The sequence below is a fragment of the Pseudomonas sp. rhizo66 genome (assembly GCF_031931925.1).
GTDB lineage: Bacteria > Pseudomonadota > Gammaproteobacteria > Pseudomonadales > Pseudomonadaceae > Aquipseudomonas.
This window is the reverse complement of sequence record NZ_JAUJWZ010000002.1, coordinates 287,902-303,958: the sequence shown is the minus strand read 5'-3', so window position 1 is coordinate 303,958 and position 16,057 is coordinate 287,902. Positions and strand designations below refer to the sequence as shown.

Annotated in this window: 15 protein-coding genes; 1 reads left to right on the top strand and 14 read right to left on the bottom strand. The window is 56.6% G+C overall.

Annotated features, from left to right (window positions below; all coding sequences use genetic code 11):
- Positions 1-42: 42 nt before the first annotated feature.
- The 3 genes from QZR14_RS03380 to QZR14_RS03370 form a co-directional block, all read right to left on the bottom strand.
- A complete protein-coding gene (locus QZR14_RS03380) occupies positions 43-2,655 on the bottom strand; it encodes a hypothetical protein (protein WP_311995891.1) in 2,613 nt (870 codons plus the stop codon).
- A 240-nt stretch (positions 2,656-2,895) separates the two neighbouring features.
- Complete coding sequence (locus QZR14_RS03375; protein ID WP_311995890.1) at positions 2,896-4,257, bottom strand: hypothetical protein; 1,362 nt, start codon at positions 4,255-4,257, stop codon at positions 2,896-2,898.
- A gap of 173 nt (positions 4,258-4,430) precedes the next feature.
- A complete protein-coding gene (locus QZR14_RS03370; RefSeq protein ID WP_311995889.1) occupies positions 4,431-4,814 on the bottom strand; it encodes a helicase in 384 nt (127 codons plus the stop codon).
- A gap of 365 nt (positions 4,815-5,179) precedes the next feature.
- On the opposite strand from QZR14_RS03370, the gene QZR14_RS03365 reads away from it, so the two are divergent.
- Positions 5,180-5,542, top strand: coding sequence for a DUF6124 family protein (locus QZR14_RS03365; RefSeq protein ID WP_250605662.1), 363 nt, complete (start codon positions 5,180-5,182; stop codon positions 5,540-5,542).
- 51 nt (positions 5,543-5,593) lie between these two features.
- Here the strand turns inward: QZR14_RS03365 and QZR14_RS03360 are convergent, their stop codons facing one another.
- From QZR14_RS03360 to QZR14_RS03310, 11 genes are all read right to left on the bottom strand, one after another.
- On the bottom strand, positions 5,594-6,019 hold the full coding sequence (locus tag QZR14_RS03360; protein WP_250605661.1) for a hypothetical protein: 426 nt from the start codon (positions 6,017-6,019) through the stop codon (positions 5,594-5,596).
- A gap of 56 nt (positions 6,020-6,075) precedes the next feature.
- A complete protein-coding gene (locus QZR14_RS03355; RefSeq protein ID WP_311995888.1) occupies positions 6,076-7,047 on the bottom strand; it encodes a hypothetical protein in 972 nt (323 codons plus the stop codon).
- Between the two features lie 71 nt (positions 7,048-7,118).
- Positions 7,119-7,874 (bottom strand): lysozyme inhibitor LprI family protein, encoded by a 756-nt coding sequence (locus QZR14_RS03350; protein WP_311995887.1) that lies wholly within the window; start codon positions 7,872-7,874, stop codon positions 7,119-7,121.
- Positions 7,871-8,719, bottom strand: a complete 849-nt coding sequence (locus QZR14_RS03345) for a tetratricopeptide repeat protein (protein WP_311995886.1) — start codon at positions 8,717-8,719, stop codon at positions 7,871-7,873. The genes QZR14_RS03350 and QZR14_RS03345 overlap by 4 nt, the downstream gene beginning before the upstream one ends.
- A complete protein-coding gene (locus tag QZR14_RS03340) occupies positions 8,706-9,254 on the bottom strand; it encodes a hypothetical protein (RefSeq protein ID WP_311995885.1) in 549 nt (182 codons plus the stop codon). The genes QZR14_RS03345 and QZR14_RS03340 overlap by 14 nt, the downstream gene beginning before the upstream one ends.
- Before the next feature lie 19 nt (positions 9,255-9,273).
- Complete coding sequence (locus QZR14_RS03335; protein ID WP_311995884.1) at positions 9,274-9,645, bottom strand: hypothetical protein; 372 nt, start codon at positions 9,643-9,645, stop codon at positions 9,274-9,276.
- A gap of 4 nt (positions 9,646-9,649) precedes the next feature.
- Positions 9,650-10,105, bottom strand: coding sequence for a hypothetical protein (locus tag QZR14_RS03330; protein WP_311995961.1), 456 nt, complete (start codon positions 10,103-10,105; stop codon positions 9,650-9,652).
- Between the two features lie 86 nt (positions 10,106-10,191).
- Positions 10,192-10,701, bottom strand: coding sequence for a hypothetical protein (locus tag QZR14_RS03325; RefSeq protein WP_110718131.1), 510 nt, complete (start codon positions 10,699-10,701; stop codon positions 10,192-10,194).
- Positions 10,698-13,148 carry an alpha/beta fold hydrolase gene (locus QZR14_RS03320; RefSeq protein ID WP_311995883.1) on the bottom strand — a complete coding sequence of 817 codons (2,451 nt, stop codon included), beginning with the start codon at positions 13,146-13,148 and terminating at the stop codon, positions 10,698-10,700. Before QZR14_RS03320 ends, QZR14_RS03325 begins: the two co-directional genes overlap by 4 nt.
- A gap of 9 nt (positions 13,149-13,157) precedes the next feature.
- A complete protein-coding gene (locus QZR14_RS03315; RefSeq protein WP_311995882.1) occupies positions 13,158-14,552 on the bottom strand; it encodes a TIGR01777 family oxidoreductase in 1,395 nt (464 codons plus the stop codon).
- Positions 14,553-14,692: 140 nt separating this feature from the next.
- Positions 14,693-16,057, bottom strand: a complete 1,365-nt coding sequence (locus tag QZR14_RS03310; RefSeq protein WP_311995881.1) for a lysozyme inhibitor LprI family protein — start codon at positions 16,055-16,057, stop codon at positions 14,693-14,695.

The following is a 16,057-nucleotide window of genomic DNA, read 5'->3' as shown; positions in this document are numbered from 1 at the left end:
CCAGGTGGAGCGACGCTTGCCCGCGATGTGCCAATCTGCGGCCTAAGCCGACTTGTCCAGGTAACGGATCACCCAGCCTTTCTCATACCCCGAGTCCGTGAAAAACACTCCGCCCACTACGATTCGACCATCGTCCATCACGGCCATACCATGAGGGTATTCGAAACCATCGCTTTCATTGAAAACGGTAAATCCCGTATCAAAGAAAGAGGGGTCCGGAGAACCGTCCGCCAAAAAGCGTGCGGTAACCGCGCTGAGACTCTCATCAAACGTGCCGGGGCCACTGCCGCCGCAAACGATGACTGAACCGTCCGTACGCGGCACACAATGCAACCATCTGACGCCTTGGGACACAGGTAAAGAAAACAGTGGCTGACCACCATTGAACACCCGGTTGTAGGAGCCGCTGAAATTGAGCACCGCAATCAAGCCCTGAGGGACCCCCTGCACCACCGCACCGCCGGCCACAACAATTTTGTCGTCGACGATTGCCGCAACGTCCAGGCTGATCCATTGATCGTGGGGTACGACCACCGCTCCGTTGCTTCCAAAGCCTGTGTCAACCTTGCCCGTAACGTCGAAACGAGTAACGAAGGCACCCTGCGCACTGACCGCGAGGTAAGTGCCGCAGATCACCACGGCGCCGTCAGGCTGGGTCGCGGCCGCTAGCGCAACAGTGTCCGAAGACGAAATACCTGCAAGCTCTACAAACGCAAAGCCAGTGCCGTTGAAGGTCATATCGGGAGAGCCATTCGGCTCGAACCTCAGAGCGATGCCTTTTGTCCGTCCGGCAGCATCCATGACATTACTGACCACGACGATTTTTTCGTTCAGTTGTTGCGCGACCACCCCTGCTGCGCCAGCCTCTGCAGCTCCGCTGGCAGACGCGTGCGCCACCCCGGTATATCCGCCGCCGCCCATCTTCTCGTAGGGAAGATAAAGCACACCTTGTTCCCCAAAGGACGTCTGCAGTTGTCCGTCATCGCGTTGTCTGACCAGCACCAGGCCCGTCGAATTATTTGCGCCTTCGTCCGTGTACTGAGCACGAACCAGCCAGCCGCCATCACTCAGCGGTGTGAACCCGAGAATCCGGCTCATGTAAAAATTTTCTTTCAGCCTGATCTCGACGTAGCCTGAGTTTTCTCCACCGAAGGCTGAGTCGAGAGCACCGTCTTCAAGCAGACGAGCGATCCGCGTCGGCGCACCGGGCGTTGAAAGGCGGACGGCAACCAGCAATTTGTTTTGCGGCAGCGCCAGCAGCGCCCTGACGTCATATCCCGAAAATCCGGGGAACGGAAACCTGAGGACGCCACCGTCGCCAAAAGTCGGATCGTTATTTAAAGACGGTACGCCCGCCAGATAGCGCACGATACGGCCAGGGATTTTGGAAGGATCAGCGTAGACGGAGAGTTCAATGCAAACCACGATCCGGCCGTCCGTCATACCGGCGACACCTCGCGCATAGGCAGCCCCTGCGCTGTCTTCAAACAACGCATGACCCGTACCGTTGAAAGCCGTATCCGGTTTTCCATCAGCAAGGAAACGCGCCGTCACCATGGCTGTTTCACCCTGACCAACAACAACGATCGAACCCCCCACCTGCGAGGTATGCGTCCACGCCAACCCTTTTATTAACGGCGAAAACAGCGGCTTGCCCCCATTGAACACAAGGTTGGACGCGCCGCTGGTCGTGAATGCAGCGATCAACCCACCTTGGAGGCCACTGCGAAAGGCTCGGCCCGCGACAATAATCCTGCCATCGCCTTCACGTACCGAAATCGATTGCGGAAAATTCTCGCCTTCATCGTTGGGAATCAACAACGGCAGGCCGTTGTTGAATTGCCTGTCCAGTGCCCCACTTGTGTCCAGACGCGCCAGAAAAAATCCACGGCCTCCCGATCCGTCCAGGTATGAACCGCAGACCAGCACCTTGCCATCGGCTTGAACGGCGATACCGGAGACGTTATTCGATGTGGCGACATTCACAACCACATAGCCCGAACCGTTGAACGATCGATCGAGGGAGCCATCCGCTTGCAGACGTATCACAACTCCCACTGGCAATGGTGCATCATCAAAAAACACGAAATGGAGCAGGACGATTTTGCCGTCAACCTGGGAAGCCGTTGACCGTAATGAAGCGTGCGCAGTCTGAAAGGATCTGCCGGTCGGGCGACTGGTCTTGCGCGGCACGCTAGCGGGGTCGGGGTTGCCATAATGGGAAATAAACAGCATGCCATTGGTGCCAAACGTTTCGTTCAGTTCACCGGTTTTTTTCAGGCGGACGAGTGCGAGGCCGACGTCATCGGAGGTAGTCGAGAAATACTGAAGGTGTATCAGCCAACCATCATCCTCAAGCGCATCGAGACCGGAGACATAGCTGATCCGAGCACCCTCCAACGCTATTTCAACGAAACCTCTGCGCGCCGGACCGAAGGTCTCGTCCAGAGAACCGTCGTGATCCAGCCTCGCAATGGCAACCGGGGCATTCGCTCCCGTTAAGGGTATCGCCACGAGAAATTTTGAATCGGGGAGCGCCAGGACCGCCGCCGCTTCGTCGCCCGCGATGCCGGGTATCGGTAAGGTCAGCACGCCATCCTGAGCAAATGTCGGATCGAGAGACCCAGGGATCGAAATACTGTGCGTCTGCGTCATGAGCTTGTTCCATCAAGTCGGTGAAGTCCCTTAATGCCGGAACTGGAACTTGAGTAGAGCATCGCGACGGTACACAAAACACCTGATAGAAATGACAGTTCGGCTGTCTTTGCGAGCCTGAGTAATGGCCTTGCAAGACAAGCACACCGTTGGCCTCACAGTTCAGTCAGGCATAAAAAACCCGCTCTCACGAGATCATTCTTACTCGTGAGAGCGGGCAATTAGAGCGTTGTTTATTGATCAGGCAATAAAGCGTGCTATCCATCCGCTTGTAGCAAGACTCAACCGGTCTTTCCAAGACTCACCGCAGATGACGATTTTATTTTGCGCAGTGACGTGCAGATCCAAACTATTTTCCAGTTTCTCAGCCTGATCAAAAGTTACCCACCCACTACCGTTGAACGTCGAATCGAGCTCGCCGGTAAGGCGATAACGTGCACAGACGGCGTGCATCTCATCAGTAGCAAACCCTCCACCACTGGTGCCGGCGACAATCAACTTGCTTTCATCCAAGTCGCCAAAGGCGCAGCTCGACCAATTTTGGCCAATCTCAGGCACAACTTTGGTACATAACGGTTGGCCATTGTTGAACATAGGGTGAGGTGAGCCATCCGCACTGAGTACGACAATCACCCCTTCACCCTCAAGGAAGCCGTCACCGGCCTGGCCTCCTATCAACGCAATCATTCCGTCCTTTTTCCTCACGGCGATATCGCGAAAAATCGGCAGCCGATCAGAGGACACAATGGCTGTCTTGAACTTGTCGTCGCGCATTCCATCTTTTGTGAAGCGCACAGCATAGGTACCGAAGGTGCCTTCATCATGAAAGTCGCCATACACCACCAAGCCACCGTCCGCTTGCACAGCCACTCCACGGGCGGCGTTATCACCTGCCGGGCTCAACTCAGCCAATTCGACAGTGGCTGAACCGATCTTGTTGAAGGTGTCGTCGAAAGAACCATCAGGATTGAGTCGCATGACCAAGCCTTTGGTTTGCTGTGCCACATGATCAAAGCCAAAGAAGACCAACGCTATTTTGCCGTCTGGCAACTCGATACCGGACGCTCCAGAATTGGCGCTGCTCTGAACAGCGGGCTTCACATTCCGAGCGACATTCTGGCGCGCGCGCACATTCCTTGCCGCTGCGCTTAGCGTGACGGGCATTGAACCGTACGGGAACGTGACCACACCGCCTTCACCAAACTTATCGTTGAGCCGACCGTCCGGCAGCAACTGGATGGCAACGAAACCACTTTCATAACTCGGTGGCCCCATCATGTAATCGACCGTAATCAGCAAGCCATCATTACTCAGCAAGCTTGCGCCCAACTTTCCTGATAAAAGCTTTTCCCCGGTCAAAATCCGCGCAAAACCTTGCTGGTTCTCGCCAAACCCGGTGCCAACATCAAGCTGCCCCTTTTCAGTAAGCCGCGCGACTACGAAGCCAGGGAACACACCTGACTCATTTGCCACGACCAGCAGCCGACCGTCAGCCAGAGGAAGGACCACTTGCGGGGCAATGCTGACAAACTCAGGAAACTCCCAATTGAGTTTGCCGTCATTGGCGAATGTGGAATCAAGTTCGCCTGCTTGTACGGTCATGTTGATAACTCTCCAATCCGGATAAGTCCCTTTACTGCTGGACGATCCCTATGAGGCCTCAACATCCAAACAAAAACACCTGTCACTTCTGACAGGTGTTCGTGGTACTACGAGCCAATTGAGCGACTTACCGAGCCAAACCAATTGCCCACCGGGTTCTAAAAAATGGCGCTTCACGCCTTAGGCTTGGCCTTCCTCGGCTTCAAATATTTCATCAAACCCTGAAACCACATCACCAGCGCCGGGCTGCCCTTGAGCTGGATCGACTTGTCCTGAATGCCCTGCATGAACGCCAACTGCTTGTTCTTCGCCTGCATGGTGGCAAAGCCATAACCCGCATCTTTAAACGCAATCGCGAACGCCGGCTCTGCCACGGTTCCGGACTTGCTGGTGATGCGCTGATTCTTGACCACGAAATGCCGCGCCACTTTCCCGTCCAGCGTCTGCAGCTGAAACACCAGATCCTTGTCACCCAACTGCTGCTGGAACGCAGGATTTGTCCGGCTGGCCTTACCCATCAACAAACCCATCATCCACAGAAGAAAACGAAATTTCATGCGTACAGCCTCAAAAGGAAAATGAACGGCCGGGGCAGTGTAAGGGATTCGGACGATAACGCCAGTATCTGACGCTGTTGGAAGATGATGCAGACCAATTCCTGCACGATGACCGCCAAGTCACGATTCCGCAGGCAACGTCCTACACCAGTTGAAACACATCCCTGTAGGAGCTGGCGAAGCCTGCGATCTTTTGATCTTCCGGCCCGCGAATCTATGGGAAATGTCCTGCAAAGTGCCGGGCTGTTGATGAACTAGGCGAGTTGGCTGGCTAGCGATAGGCTCTGTTTGTCGCCGCAAAATCGGTGGCCGGATGTGCAAGTCCGAACTCGGGGAGATCAACTAACTGCTCAGGATTTACACCGATGACCGATGAAACATTCAGCACTGAAGCAATCTCGCCCTACGAATCCCCCAATTCGAAGAAATTCCACGAAGCCGCCGAGCGCGCCCTCGACCACCATTTCAAACCAGCCGTCGAACCACATCCCAAACGTGAAAACGGCCTCTTCAAACTCTCCCCCGGCACCGACGCCGAAGCCCTCATGGCCAACGCCTCCGAAGACCTCCTGTCCATCAGCGTCATCGCCTGCGACCTCGCCGACGACCTCCACGGCTCCCGCCGCTCGGTAGCGCTTGCCCTGAGCAGAATGGCGGACGGCGTGAGATTGATGGTGGAAGGGACGCTCGACCAGATTGAAGTGCGAAGCGTGGCGGCCAAGCCGTAGCGAAATTTGAGGATGAAAAAAGGGGACGTTAAGTCCCCTTTCTTGAAGATTTCATCCCCACTGACAACCCGTCTCCGGAGAGGCTTCGATACTGAAGTCCTCGTCGAACGAATACTGCTTGCCGGATTTGTAATTCGTGTAGCGCATCGAGTTCACCCGAGCGCCTTGCGTTGCAATGACATACTGCCCCGTCACTGCACCGTCTGAAACTTCCACCCAAGTCGTCGTGAATTCGTAGGGCCCGCTCTCCGTCATGACGTACTCTTCGGTTCGGTGATGAACCAAAGCAATAGCTTTCTTCGACTTGCTGTACCTGACACTTGCGCCGCTCCATTTGGCAACCACGTCGTAATAGGTTCTGAACTCAAAATTGATGTTTTTGCCTTCCAGCGAGTGGAAGCACCTTACCTGTGTAGAAACTTCGCTGTGGGCCGCCAACGGCAACACCAACAACAGCACTGAAAATAACTTCTTCACAAATCCCTCTGAACCCGTTCTGTTGAATGCGCTTATGCCGATGAACGCCGGCGTTTCTAAAGCGAATAATCCGCCACTTCTTCCAGCCGCCAACACTGCCCACGAACAAACCGATATTCGAAGACATAGTCGGTATCCGGCTTCTGCAGGATCGCGATCGCTTTTTTGTCCCGCGCTTCCTTGACGGTCAACGTCAGGCCCTGGGCCTCTCGCTTTGCTTGATCCGGAATGACAGGAAACTTAAGTTGATCGCCGCTGAGACTGCGCTTTTCCATCTCGGGTTCGGGATCGCCGGCCACGGTCGTGACCATTTTCAGCGGTTGTTGTACGAAGGCTTTTTGCACATCTGCGCGTTCGGAGAAAGCTGAGAGGAACGCTGAAAAGTCGGTCGAAGGGCAAGCAACATTGGACGTATCAACCTCGGCTTTGAGTGGATTCTGGCCGATGTCCTGATGCAGTTTTGAATCCGCAATTATCTTTGCATCCAAGTCTGCCAAGCGCTTTTTAATGCTGGTCGCATCCTTGTAAGCACATTCGACCTTTACATCATCCGCCAGATTTAGACCGTCGAGGCAGTTCTCAAGCTCGGGATCTGGTGGGTCGCCGCTAAAAAACCGCAAGGCCAACTGATCGCCGTCCTTCACCAAAGGCAATTCCAGCACCGAATAGGAATCACCTTCGAATTGACTGTGCGAGACTTTTTGTTTTGTCAGAACAAACATGGACTTCCCCGCTTGCTCCGGAAATTTGCGCTCGAATAAGAACACCGAGGCGATCTGCTCACCTTCGACCTTCCACACATAATTCAGCGAAGGCTTCACGGCGTTCATTGAGGTGTAGAAGATCTCAGCGTAAGGAACATGTCCTTCCTTTACCTGACCTTTGAGGTTGTTCTTCAAAAAGAACACTGTGATCTTTTGATCACCGAGCGATGCAACCACAGGCGGATGCAGCTCACCGATGGTTTGCGGGTCACTCGCTAATGCCGGCTGAGCCAACAAGGCAACCATGAATCCGAGCGCACTCATACAACTTAAGAGCCTGGCCAATTCCACTCACTTCCCTGTTAATCAATCTTCAAATGTTTAGGCTGAGGGTTTTACGATGACTCAGGTGCGCCGCACTTCAGCTCTTTGATTTGCTCATTCTGGATCGGTATCACACAAGCGAGCCGCTTCTCTCTTTCCCCACGAAGCTCGAACAAGCTGAGCGTCAGGTGTAAACCATCAGTAGCGAACGCATGATCCTCAAACACCGCACTGGCATAGCCATCCCAAAACGACTTGCCCTCGAAACTGCAGAACCGCTTGGACGCCAGCACTCGCCAATTGCCATCGGGCGCGAGAAGCTGGACATTGAGGCAAGGGTTGCCAAACGTAGTGACGTAGCGAGCTACCACATCACCGAAACGTTGCGAGGCCGATGCAGAAACCTTGGTCACATCGAACACTTCACTCGGGCCGTCAGGCGCAATCGCATCCAGGTAGGCGGCACGCTCCAGACTCATTCTGGTGATGCACTTATTGAGTACTTGGGAATAAGCCTGCGAACCGGGTGCGACAGCCGTGGTTTCGAGGGGGCAGGTGGTGTCACGCAATTTGATCCAGGCACGTTGCGACTCTTTGGCAGCGGCCATATTTGTCTTGGTCAGTTCCGGTTCGGGGCTGGACTCAAACCGCGACATCAGTTTTTTGTAGCTGGCATTGAGTCGTGCGTCGGCATTCTTACGGTCGGCCTCCAAGCACTCATCGTATTGCCAGCTCACGTTGATGACTTTGCAGGTGTCCTCGGCATGCGCGATTGATGCGCACAGCGTTCCAAGAGGCAATGCGATAAAACGGACAATCCTGTTCAATTTTTCATTCCCTGATGTGCAGTTCGCTCAATCACTCTTTGCGGAATTTTCTGCGCCTTGCCGTCGGCGCTCATCGCGTCGCGGTACTCGCGGTAATAACGCTGCGCTTCTTCTTTCCGATCAAGGCGCCAGAGTGAATCGGCGATGTTCAACATCAGTACCGTGCGTTTACCAACGGCCTCACCGCCGCGATAAAACTTCAGCGCCAGCTCATCTCTACCGCCCTCGGCCAGATAAAAACCCAGGTCGTTGTACGCCTGAACATTTTGCGCCGGGGGATGGCACGCCATGTAGGACTCTGGACTCAAAAAAGTCAGGCTCGATTCGATGGAATCAGCGCGGGACTGCGCAGCTTTGATGGTCGAGATATATTTCAACCAGTCCTTCGGAGACTCCGTTTCCAGGCTAGGTGTGAGGACTTCGCCATCTTCCGAAAACCACTGATTACCCACCCATTTGCCGAGACAAAAACGAGGGGAACGCTCGGCCAGCACGCAACCGGTTTCCATGGAAATCACATCGCAATGCTGTTGCGACACGAGTTTTTCTTCTTGATTCTCGTCCGACAACATGCCGAAGACCACCGGGTCGAGCAATAAGGTTTTCTTGTCAGGACTGAGCCAATCCGAGTGCCCATCAGCGCCAACATCGGCACTGAAGAGCGGGAAGGTTTTGCCGTTGGCGGTGAACCATGCGGTCGCCGAATCCACACCGGGCATCGTCCATTCAGTTGCTCTAAACGTCACGGTGTGTCCGTCGATGCCGACTATCGGTGGATCCTCGGCAAAGGCACTTGTGGCGGCAAGAAAGCTGCCCATCATCAACACCCATTTAAGGCTGGCCATAGACGATCCTCTTCACCGCCGGGCTTTCTGACATTAACTGTCTCTTCGTAACGCCATAGGCCTTGATCAACTCTTCCCGAGATCCCTTCGAGCCAAAAGAGCGTTGGTTATTATCGAAGCTGTATTGCTCCAATCGCCCTGCTGTCGAGTAATACCCATGCCACTCCGCGCAGGCACCGCAACCGCCATATCCGCCTATCGAAACAAGACTGCCCTTGGTGCCTTCCACGCAATCCATCGCCACAACGACATTGCTCAACATTTTCGTCTTCGCACCGTCGGAAGTGAGCTGTGAAACTTTGCTGATATCGCGTCGAAGCACTTTGCCCCCGATGTTGATGGTCTGGTCGGAGCAGACCGGGATGACGTGGGTTTGCGCACCATCCACCGTTACCGATCGGCAGGACGACACCAACACCACTTCAACACCGCCGCACTGCATGACATCGCGTTGGGTGTAAGCATCCGTCGGCGTGGCGAAGGCTGGGGAAGAGAACAACCATGCCAGGCTCCCGGCGAACAAAAGCTGATTCATTGAGAAATCCTTTTCGCCGTTAGCCGGCCTGTTGCTCCGCCAAGCACTTCGCATAGCCGTCCGCAAACTTGGCATCGAATGACAATGCCACTGGCTCCTCCAACTCCGCCGAGCTATTGAGCAATACACGGGTAGCCGGGGTGTATTTGATCCAGCCAATCGTGCCGCTGCCGTCGGTGTCGAAAAGCAGCTGAGCGCGCACTACTTCACCGTCGTCCTCGTCGATCAGCAGGTTGACCTTGTCCTTGCCGACATAACGAAACGGAAAATCGCTGCTCCTGACAAGCTCAGTAAGGTAGCCGTAGCAACTCCCTTCACTGGCAGTCGCGGACAGTGAATGAGGTAATAGCGAAAGCGCAATCAGCGCAGACCGAATGAAAAACCGGTTCATCCACTCACTCCTCATCCATCGGCGACGATTCCATGTCGGTCATGCTCAGCAGTCGAAATTCATTGTTCACAAACTCGTAGAAACGGTCCCGGTTACCGCTTTCCAACGCATTCCCCTGCGCATCTTCTTCGCCGTCGAGCGTGATGCCGGAGACGATGATCAATCGGCTGTCGGGTTGGTAAACCATGCCGAACGTGCTGCCGTCGTAAGCATTGGGCAGACCGCCAACCACTTCACCGGTCTGAGCATCCAGCACTTCGCCGCAAATGGCGCTACCGCCACAGCCGAACCTGTGCAGGATGTAATGGCCGGCGAAGTTGACCTTGCCTTTCAGGGCTTGCACCCGTGCCTGATCCATCATTGGGCTGCTGTTTTCTTGCGGCACCAGCTTATGGTTAGAGCCGGTGAAAACTGGCGTGACGGCGTAATCCTTGAAGGTTGGATCGGCAGCGAATGCCATGGACGCGGCAGCCAATATCAAGCTGCCGAGAACAATCGAAAATCCTTTCACGTAATAACTCCGTAAATGCCGTGGGGACCGTCGGCTTACTCAGCCTGCCCTTCGTAACGCTGTGTCTGCGGGTCGAATTGCCACAGATGTGGCCGGGTCATGGCCTTTTCACCCTTGTAGCGAATCCGCCCGCGCTTGTCCCTGATGTAGGAGTAGATCTCGATGTCCTTGAACTCACCTCCCCCCTTGGCTGGGCCGTCCAGAACTTTGACCCCGGCGAAGTAACCGCCGCCCGAATACCTCAAATAACCACGGCACTGGATCAGGAAGGCGAATGTGCTATCCATTGATGAGCCAATACCGACGCGGGAATTGAAGATGAAGTCTTCGATGCCATCGCCATTTAGATCGCCGCGAAAAACCACGTGGCCCGGATCGATAGAAAACTCTTTTCCATCGAGACTGGAAAGTATGTCTTCCGGATGTTCACTGCTCTGCGACCATTGCGATAAGAAATATTTTGAGTCAGCTTCCTGATTGCAAACACTTGCCGCCATAACCGCTATCGGGAACCAGCTCACACATAACACCAGCAATCGTTTCACTTCGCATCCTTCGAATTAATCAATTGCAACTCACCATCCCGATACACCACCTCACACCCCACCCACGCCGGATCCACCTGCGGTATCACTGCCGACGGCTTGCGCAACTCACGCAACAGAGTCGAGCCATGCGACAAGCGCCCACCCATCCGCGCAATCACCGCCCGCGCGGTTTGGTAATGCGCATATCGTCCTGGATCAAGGGTGTCTTCGAGCAGGATGTCGGCGCCGAGGATGCCTTGCACCTGCCCCGGATAAATCATGAACCCGGTGGCCTGTTCCGCACCTTCGCGACCGTCCTGCCAGAAGCTGCCATCGCGGGTGCGCACGTCGGGATGCGGCGCAAACCAGTGTTCGCGATCCGCCAGCGGCATGGCGTGGTACAGACGAAAGAAGATTCGCATGAGGTTGTCGCGATACCACTCGCGTACTTGCAGGTAGTAGCCGCGCAAGCCCGGCAGGCCGCTCGAATGGGCGAGGCGGATCAGACCTGGCCATTGCGGGAATGGCTGTAGCGGCAGTTCGCTCGACGCGGGTCGAGGGGTGGCCGGATCGGTTTCCCACGGCAATCGATGCGGACTGTTTTCAAGGTTGTCGTAAGCAGTCGGCGGGCGCCCCAGCCAATCGCCGCCGCTGCTGGCCAGCGCCGTGGCGATGCACAGATTGCCTTGCACCACGAACACGTAAAACCGGGTGAACCAGTCCGCGAGTTGTTGGTCATCGGCAGCTTGGGCGACGAGTTCGGCCAGTTCCCGATCGAAGCGCTGCAAGCCGTTTTCAAGATTCAGCAAATGCCCGCGAGCCTTGCGTTGCATACGCAAAAACAGCGGCAACGAACGCAGCATCTTCAGCGGCTGCCACGGCAGATGCGGAGTCGCGCCACCGACTTCACCAGCGTAGTTACTCGCGCTGATGCCCCAGTCGGCCAGCCGGGCGAGAAACAGGTCATTGTTGATGTAGGACGCGCCGCCGAACACTGCGGTGAACGGTTCGTTGTCCTGCAGCACTCGCGCATCCCAACGCGCCATGATTGCCGGGATACTCGCTGCCGCGCGGCGCTGGGCGTATTCCACCAGCACGCTCGGTTGCGGCGGCAGGATCTCGGCGATATTGGCGGCGGTCAGGTGACGGCGCCAGCCGTAATCGCTGATCGGCCGGTATTGCAGCAGCCACAGTTGTGAGCCGTCCCAGGCCCATTCGACGTCGCCGGGCACGTAGTGGAACACGCGCAGTACGTCTTGCAGAAAGCGCCAGAGCAGGTCTTCGGTCAAACCGTGGGACGGCGTGAACGTGCCGCTTCGCCAAGCATCGCCGAGCAGCGAAAGCGTTGCCCGTGAGGGGCTGACGTGACCGTCGGCGAGCGATTCGAGATGGCCTTCAACCCATTCCAGTTCTACCGAGAGATGGCGCACGAAAGCGATCCCGGAAACGACCGGCGTGATGAAGCGTTGCACCACCACTTCCTCGACGCCTTCGGCCGTCAGTTCGGCGATGCGTTTCGGCACATTGGCGGACGGCTCGCGCAGATAGGTCGTGCTCAAACCGGCATTCGCCGAATCTGCCTGATCCTCGCCGTAACTGGAGGAGCGCACCGCCCAGGTCACATCAGGTTGGGCGGCGAGAAATGCCGGCAGACGCGGGTCAGTGCAATCGTTGAGCGTCAGTGCCGCCGGCACCGGTTGCCGCGCCAGCTCAGCCAGGCGCAAACGCCCGCCCTTGGTGTGCGCGACAAACCCGCGCTCGCCCGACTCCAGCCACTGCGCGAACTGCGCGGGCGAGTCGATCCACGGGTAATGACCCCAACCGGGTTTCAGGCTGATGCTCAGATCGGCGCGGGCTAGAATCGCCGACCACGCCGCCGCTTGCTCGATGCCGAGCACCGCGTCCTGATCACCCCAAACCAGCTCGACCGGATCGGTGATCCACTCCAGCAGCGGCAGCGCGGTGTCGGCCCGCACCAGATCCCAATGCGGCACAAACGCCCGACAGCGAGCATAGCCGGCGCCCATGCGCTGGTACTGCGCGGGCGTCCAGGTCTGGTTGGAGAACTTGCGGGCGAACAGCGTGGGTTTGTTCGACAGCAGCCAATGAATGGTCTTGCGAATCGGCAGCGGCGACATCAGTGCCGGCAAGCGCCGCTGCCACAGAAACGCCCCGACCGGCGCCAGCAAAACACTGCGGGAAAAGTGCCCGGGCCGACGTTGCAACGCATGCAACACCAGCAACGCATTGACCCCGACTGCCATGATCGCGCTGCCCTTCTGCGTTATCGCCAGCAAGGTCTGCGCGTAGTCCGCCAGATCCTCGCAAGGCGGTTGCGGATTGGCGCCGAAGCCCGGCAACTCCAGCGGCACCACGTCGTAGTGCTGGAAGTGCGGCAGCGCATCATCCCACCAATCGGCAGCGCTGCCGTTGCCGGCCAGCAGGTACATCAACGGCTTGCTCATGAGCGATCCTCAGGTCAGATCGCGCAGAGCGGCGTCGAGAGTTGGATAACGGAATGTGTAACCGGCCTCGGTCAAACGCTGCGGCACCACGCGCTGACCATCGAAAAACAGCTGCGCCATCTCCCCCGCCATTGCACGCACTGGCGCGGCGGGAATGTGCAACCACACCGGGCGCTTGAGAACCTTGCCGGCCTGCTCGGCGAACGCTGCCTGACTGACCGTTTCCGGCGCGACCATGTTGTAGGTGCCGCGCAGAGTGCCGTCGTTGAAAGCCCGCGCGATCACCTGAAGCACATCGTCGCGATGCACCCAGCTCATGATCTGCCGACCATCGCCCATGCGTCCGCCGAAGCCCAGGCGGAACGGCATCAGCAACGGTGTCAACGCACCGCCGGGGCCGAAGACCACGCCAAGACGCAGCACCACTTGACGCACACCAAACTCGGCGGCCGGTTGCGCGGCGGCTTCCCAACGTGCGCAGAGTTCGGCCATGAAGCCATCGCCCTTGCTGGCGTGTTCGTCGAGGCTTTCGCTGGCATCGCGCACGCCGTAGAAACCGATGGCCGAGGCTTGAATCCATAGCGTTGGTTTGTGCTTGGTGTTCTTCAGCCAGGTCATCAACGCTTCGGTGGTGCCGACTCGGCTGGCGAGCAGTTGCGCCTGACGCTTGGGAGTCCAGCGTGGGCCGGCGACAGGCGCGCCGGCGAGATTGATCACTACGTCGAAGGCTTCGTCGTGGCTGAGTTCGCTGAACGAATGCACACAGCGGACGCGGCCGTTGAATAGATTGGCCGCGCTCAACGGATTGCGCGTCAGTACGCTGACCGAATGGCCCGCGTCGAGTAATCGATTGACCAAGGCTTCACCGATAAACCCGGTGCCGCCGGTGATCAGCACGCGCTTGAAAGCGCCGCCGGCAAACGGATTGGATTGGCTCGGTGTCTTTACTGCAGGAGGCTTCCGGCGATCATGCCGATACAGCCAGAACAACGGCGGCAACAACACCAGCAATGCAAAGCTGTCGAGCCACAGGTGCGACCAGACCTGTTGTTGCGCTGAGAGCCACATGTCCTGCGGCGCCCATAACAGGATGCCGGCGATCAACCAGCCCCACATCATCGGCGCTTTCGAGCGATTGCCGATGTGCACCAGCGCAAGCATGTACAGCGAATAACTTTGCAGAGTCGCGCCGAAGAGTGCGAGCCACCAGACTTGTTGTTCGTGGCCGGCGACGGGTACTGCGTCGGCGCCCCAGAATGCGAGTTCGAGGGTGTGCAGATAGCCGTCGAGTAATCCGGAATGACCGGCCCAGGTCAGGGTAAGGCCGGCGAGAATGTGCACGATTGCGGCGGCGTATAGCCAGAGCATTAACGCTGGGCGAAGGGAGTTAGAGGGGGCTGGCATTCCGTGTCCTGAGCGCATTCCTTGGGGGTGGGGAGTTTAAAGGAAAATGGGAGTTGTCAGACGCTTAAGCACTAAACGTTTTACGGTGACGGATTCAGGCTCAGCGCGTGCGAAAGCGCATCAAACATGCCCCCCAAAATTCAGATGCAGTGGCTAGCCTTGATCGGCGCGGTGCCTGACGATCCCAATCGCCCCACGTTGAAGAGGCCCAACTGATTACCTTTGTCAGCCGCCATTTGATAACAGGCTAGCGCCCGGGACATATCCTTCGTTCCAAGCTCGCCACCTTCAAAGGTCGAGGCCAGATAATTCATCGCGTCTGTGGAGCCCATGGAAATAGCACGAACAACCTGCTCTTTTGCCTGCTCGGGATGAAGGCAAGGGCCGTTATAGTCGGTGGAGTTTCCGACACAAAAAAACGTGGCATAGGCCAACGCGCCACTCGGTATTTTCGAGGCCGCTTTGAACAGCGCCTCTACTTTGCTGGTTTCCAACTGGGATGCCATTTGAGAAAGACTCAGGCTTGCCGCCGAAAGACTTGCCTCTGCATCACCTGACTCCGCAGCACATACATAATTTTCTAGGGACGCTTCAACCAGTTCCACCGTTAGAGGGTATTGCTCAAGCAACCCAAGCCCACCTAGAGCTTCAGCACGCTGATCACAGAAGTTCTCGGCGCGGCTCATTCCTGGATTACGTGTTGCGACAAGATCCTTCTCACTGATCGACCAATCCTCAATTCCCTCAAGCACCCAGCACGCCTGACGAGAGAAGTTGAAGATTTTCACATTGCTGTTGCCCGCCCTCTTATCCACCACATTGACGTGACTATCATCGACCTCTTCGATTTCGACTCCAGGTGTCTTGCCGGGTGTGATTGCAGCCATCAGCGGATAGGTGAACGTTGTTCCACTAACACCCGAGGTCGAAGGCTCAAAGGTGCTTCGATCCTTCCCAGCTACCGGTTTCAACACCAGCGACTTAACCGTCATTGCGGTAAGACGGCGTTGTGATTCGCTATTGGCGGAAAACGCTGTCAGGAAAGGCGCGAACTCCTCCGAGGGACAAGCGTCGCTGGTGGGAGCTATCGAAGCGTTCTTGTCGGATGAAAGTACAGGGACGATCTTGTCCAGATACTCCGAACGCTCACGACTCATTCTGGCGATACACGAGTTAACGGCGAAGACATGCGCCGGCATCCCCGTCTCGATTTCGAATGCCTCCAACGGACAATTCGCATCGCGCAATTTCAGCCACGCACGCTGCGACTCTTTGACCTTCGCGGCGTACTCCGCGCCCAATGCCGGATCTGCTCGATAGTCAGACTCAAGTCGCGTCATTAGCTGCTTGTAGCTGACATTCAACTGCGTATCGGCAGCCTTCTTCGCCGCCTCCGAGCAGGGCACCATTTCCAGACTTGAGGTGACATGGCTGCAGTCGTCCTGCGCATAGGCAGCTGAAGCCGGCAGCAATACGGCCAGCAGGGTTAAAACAAAACGGTTCAC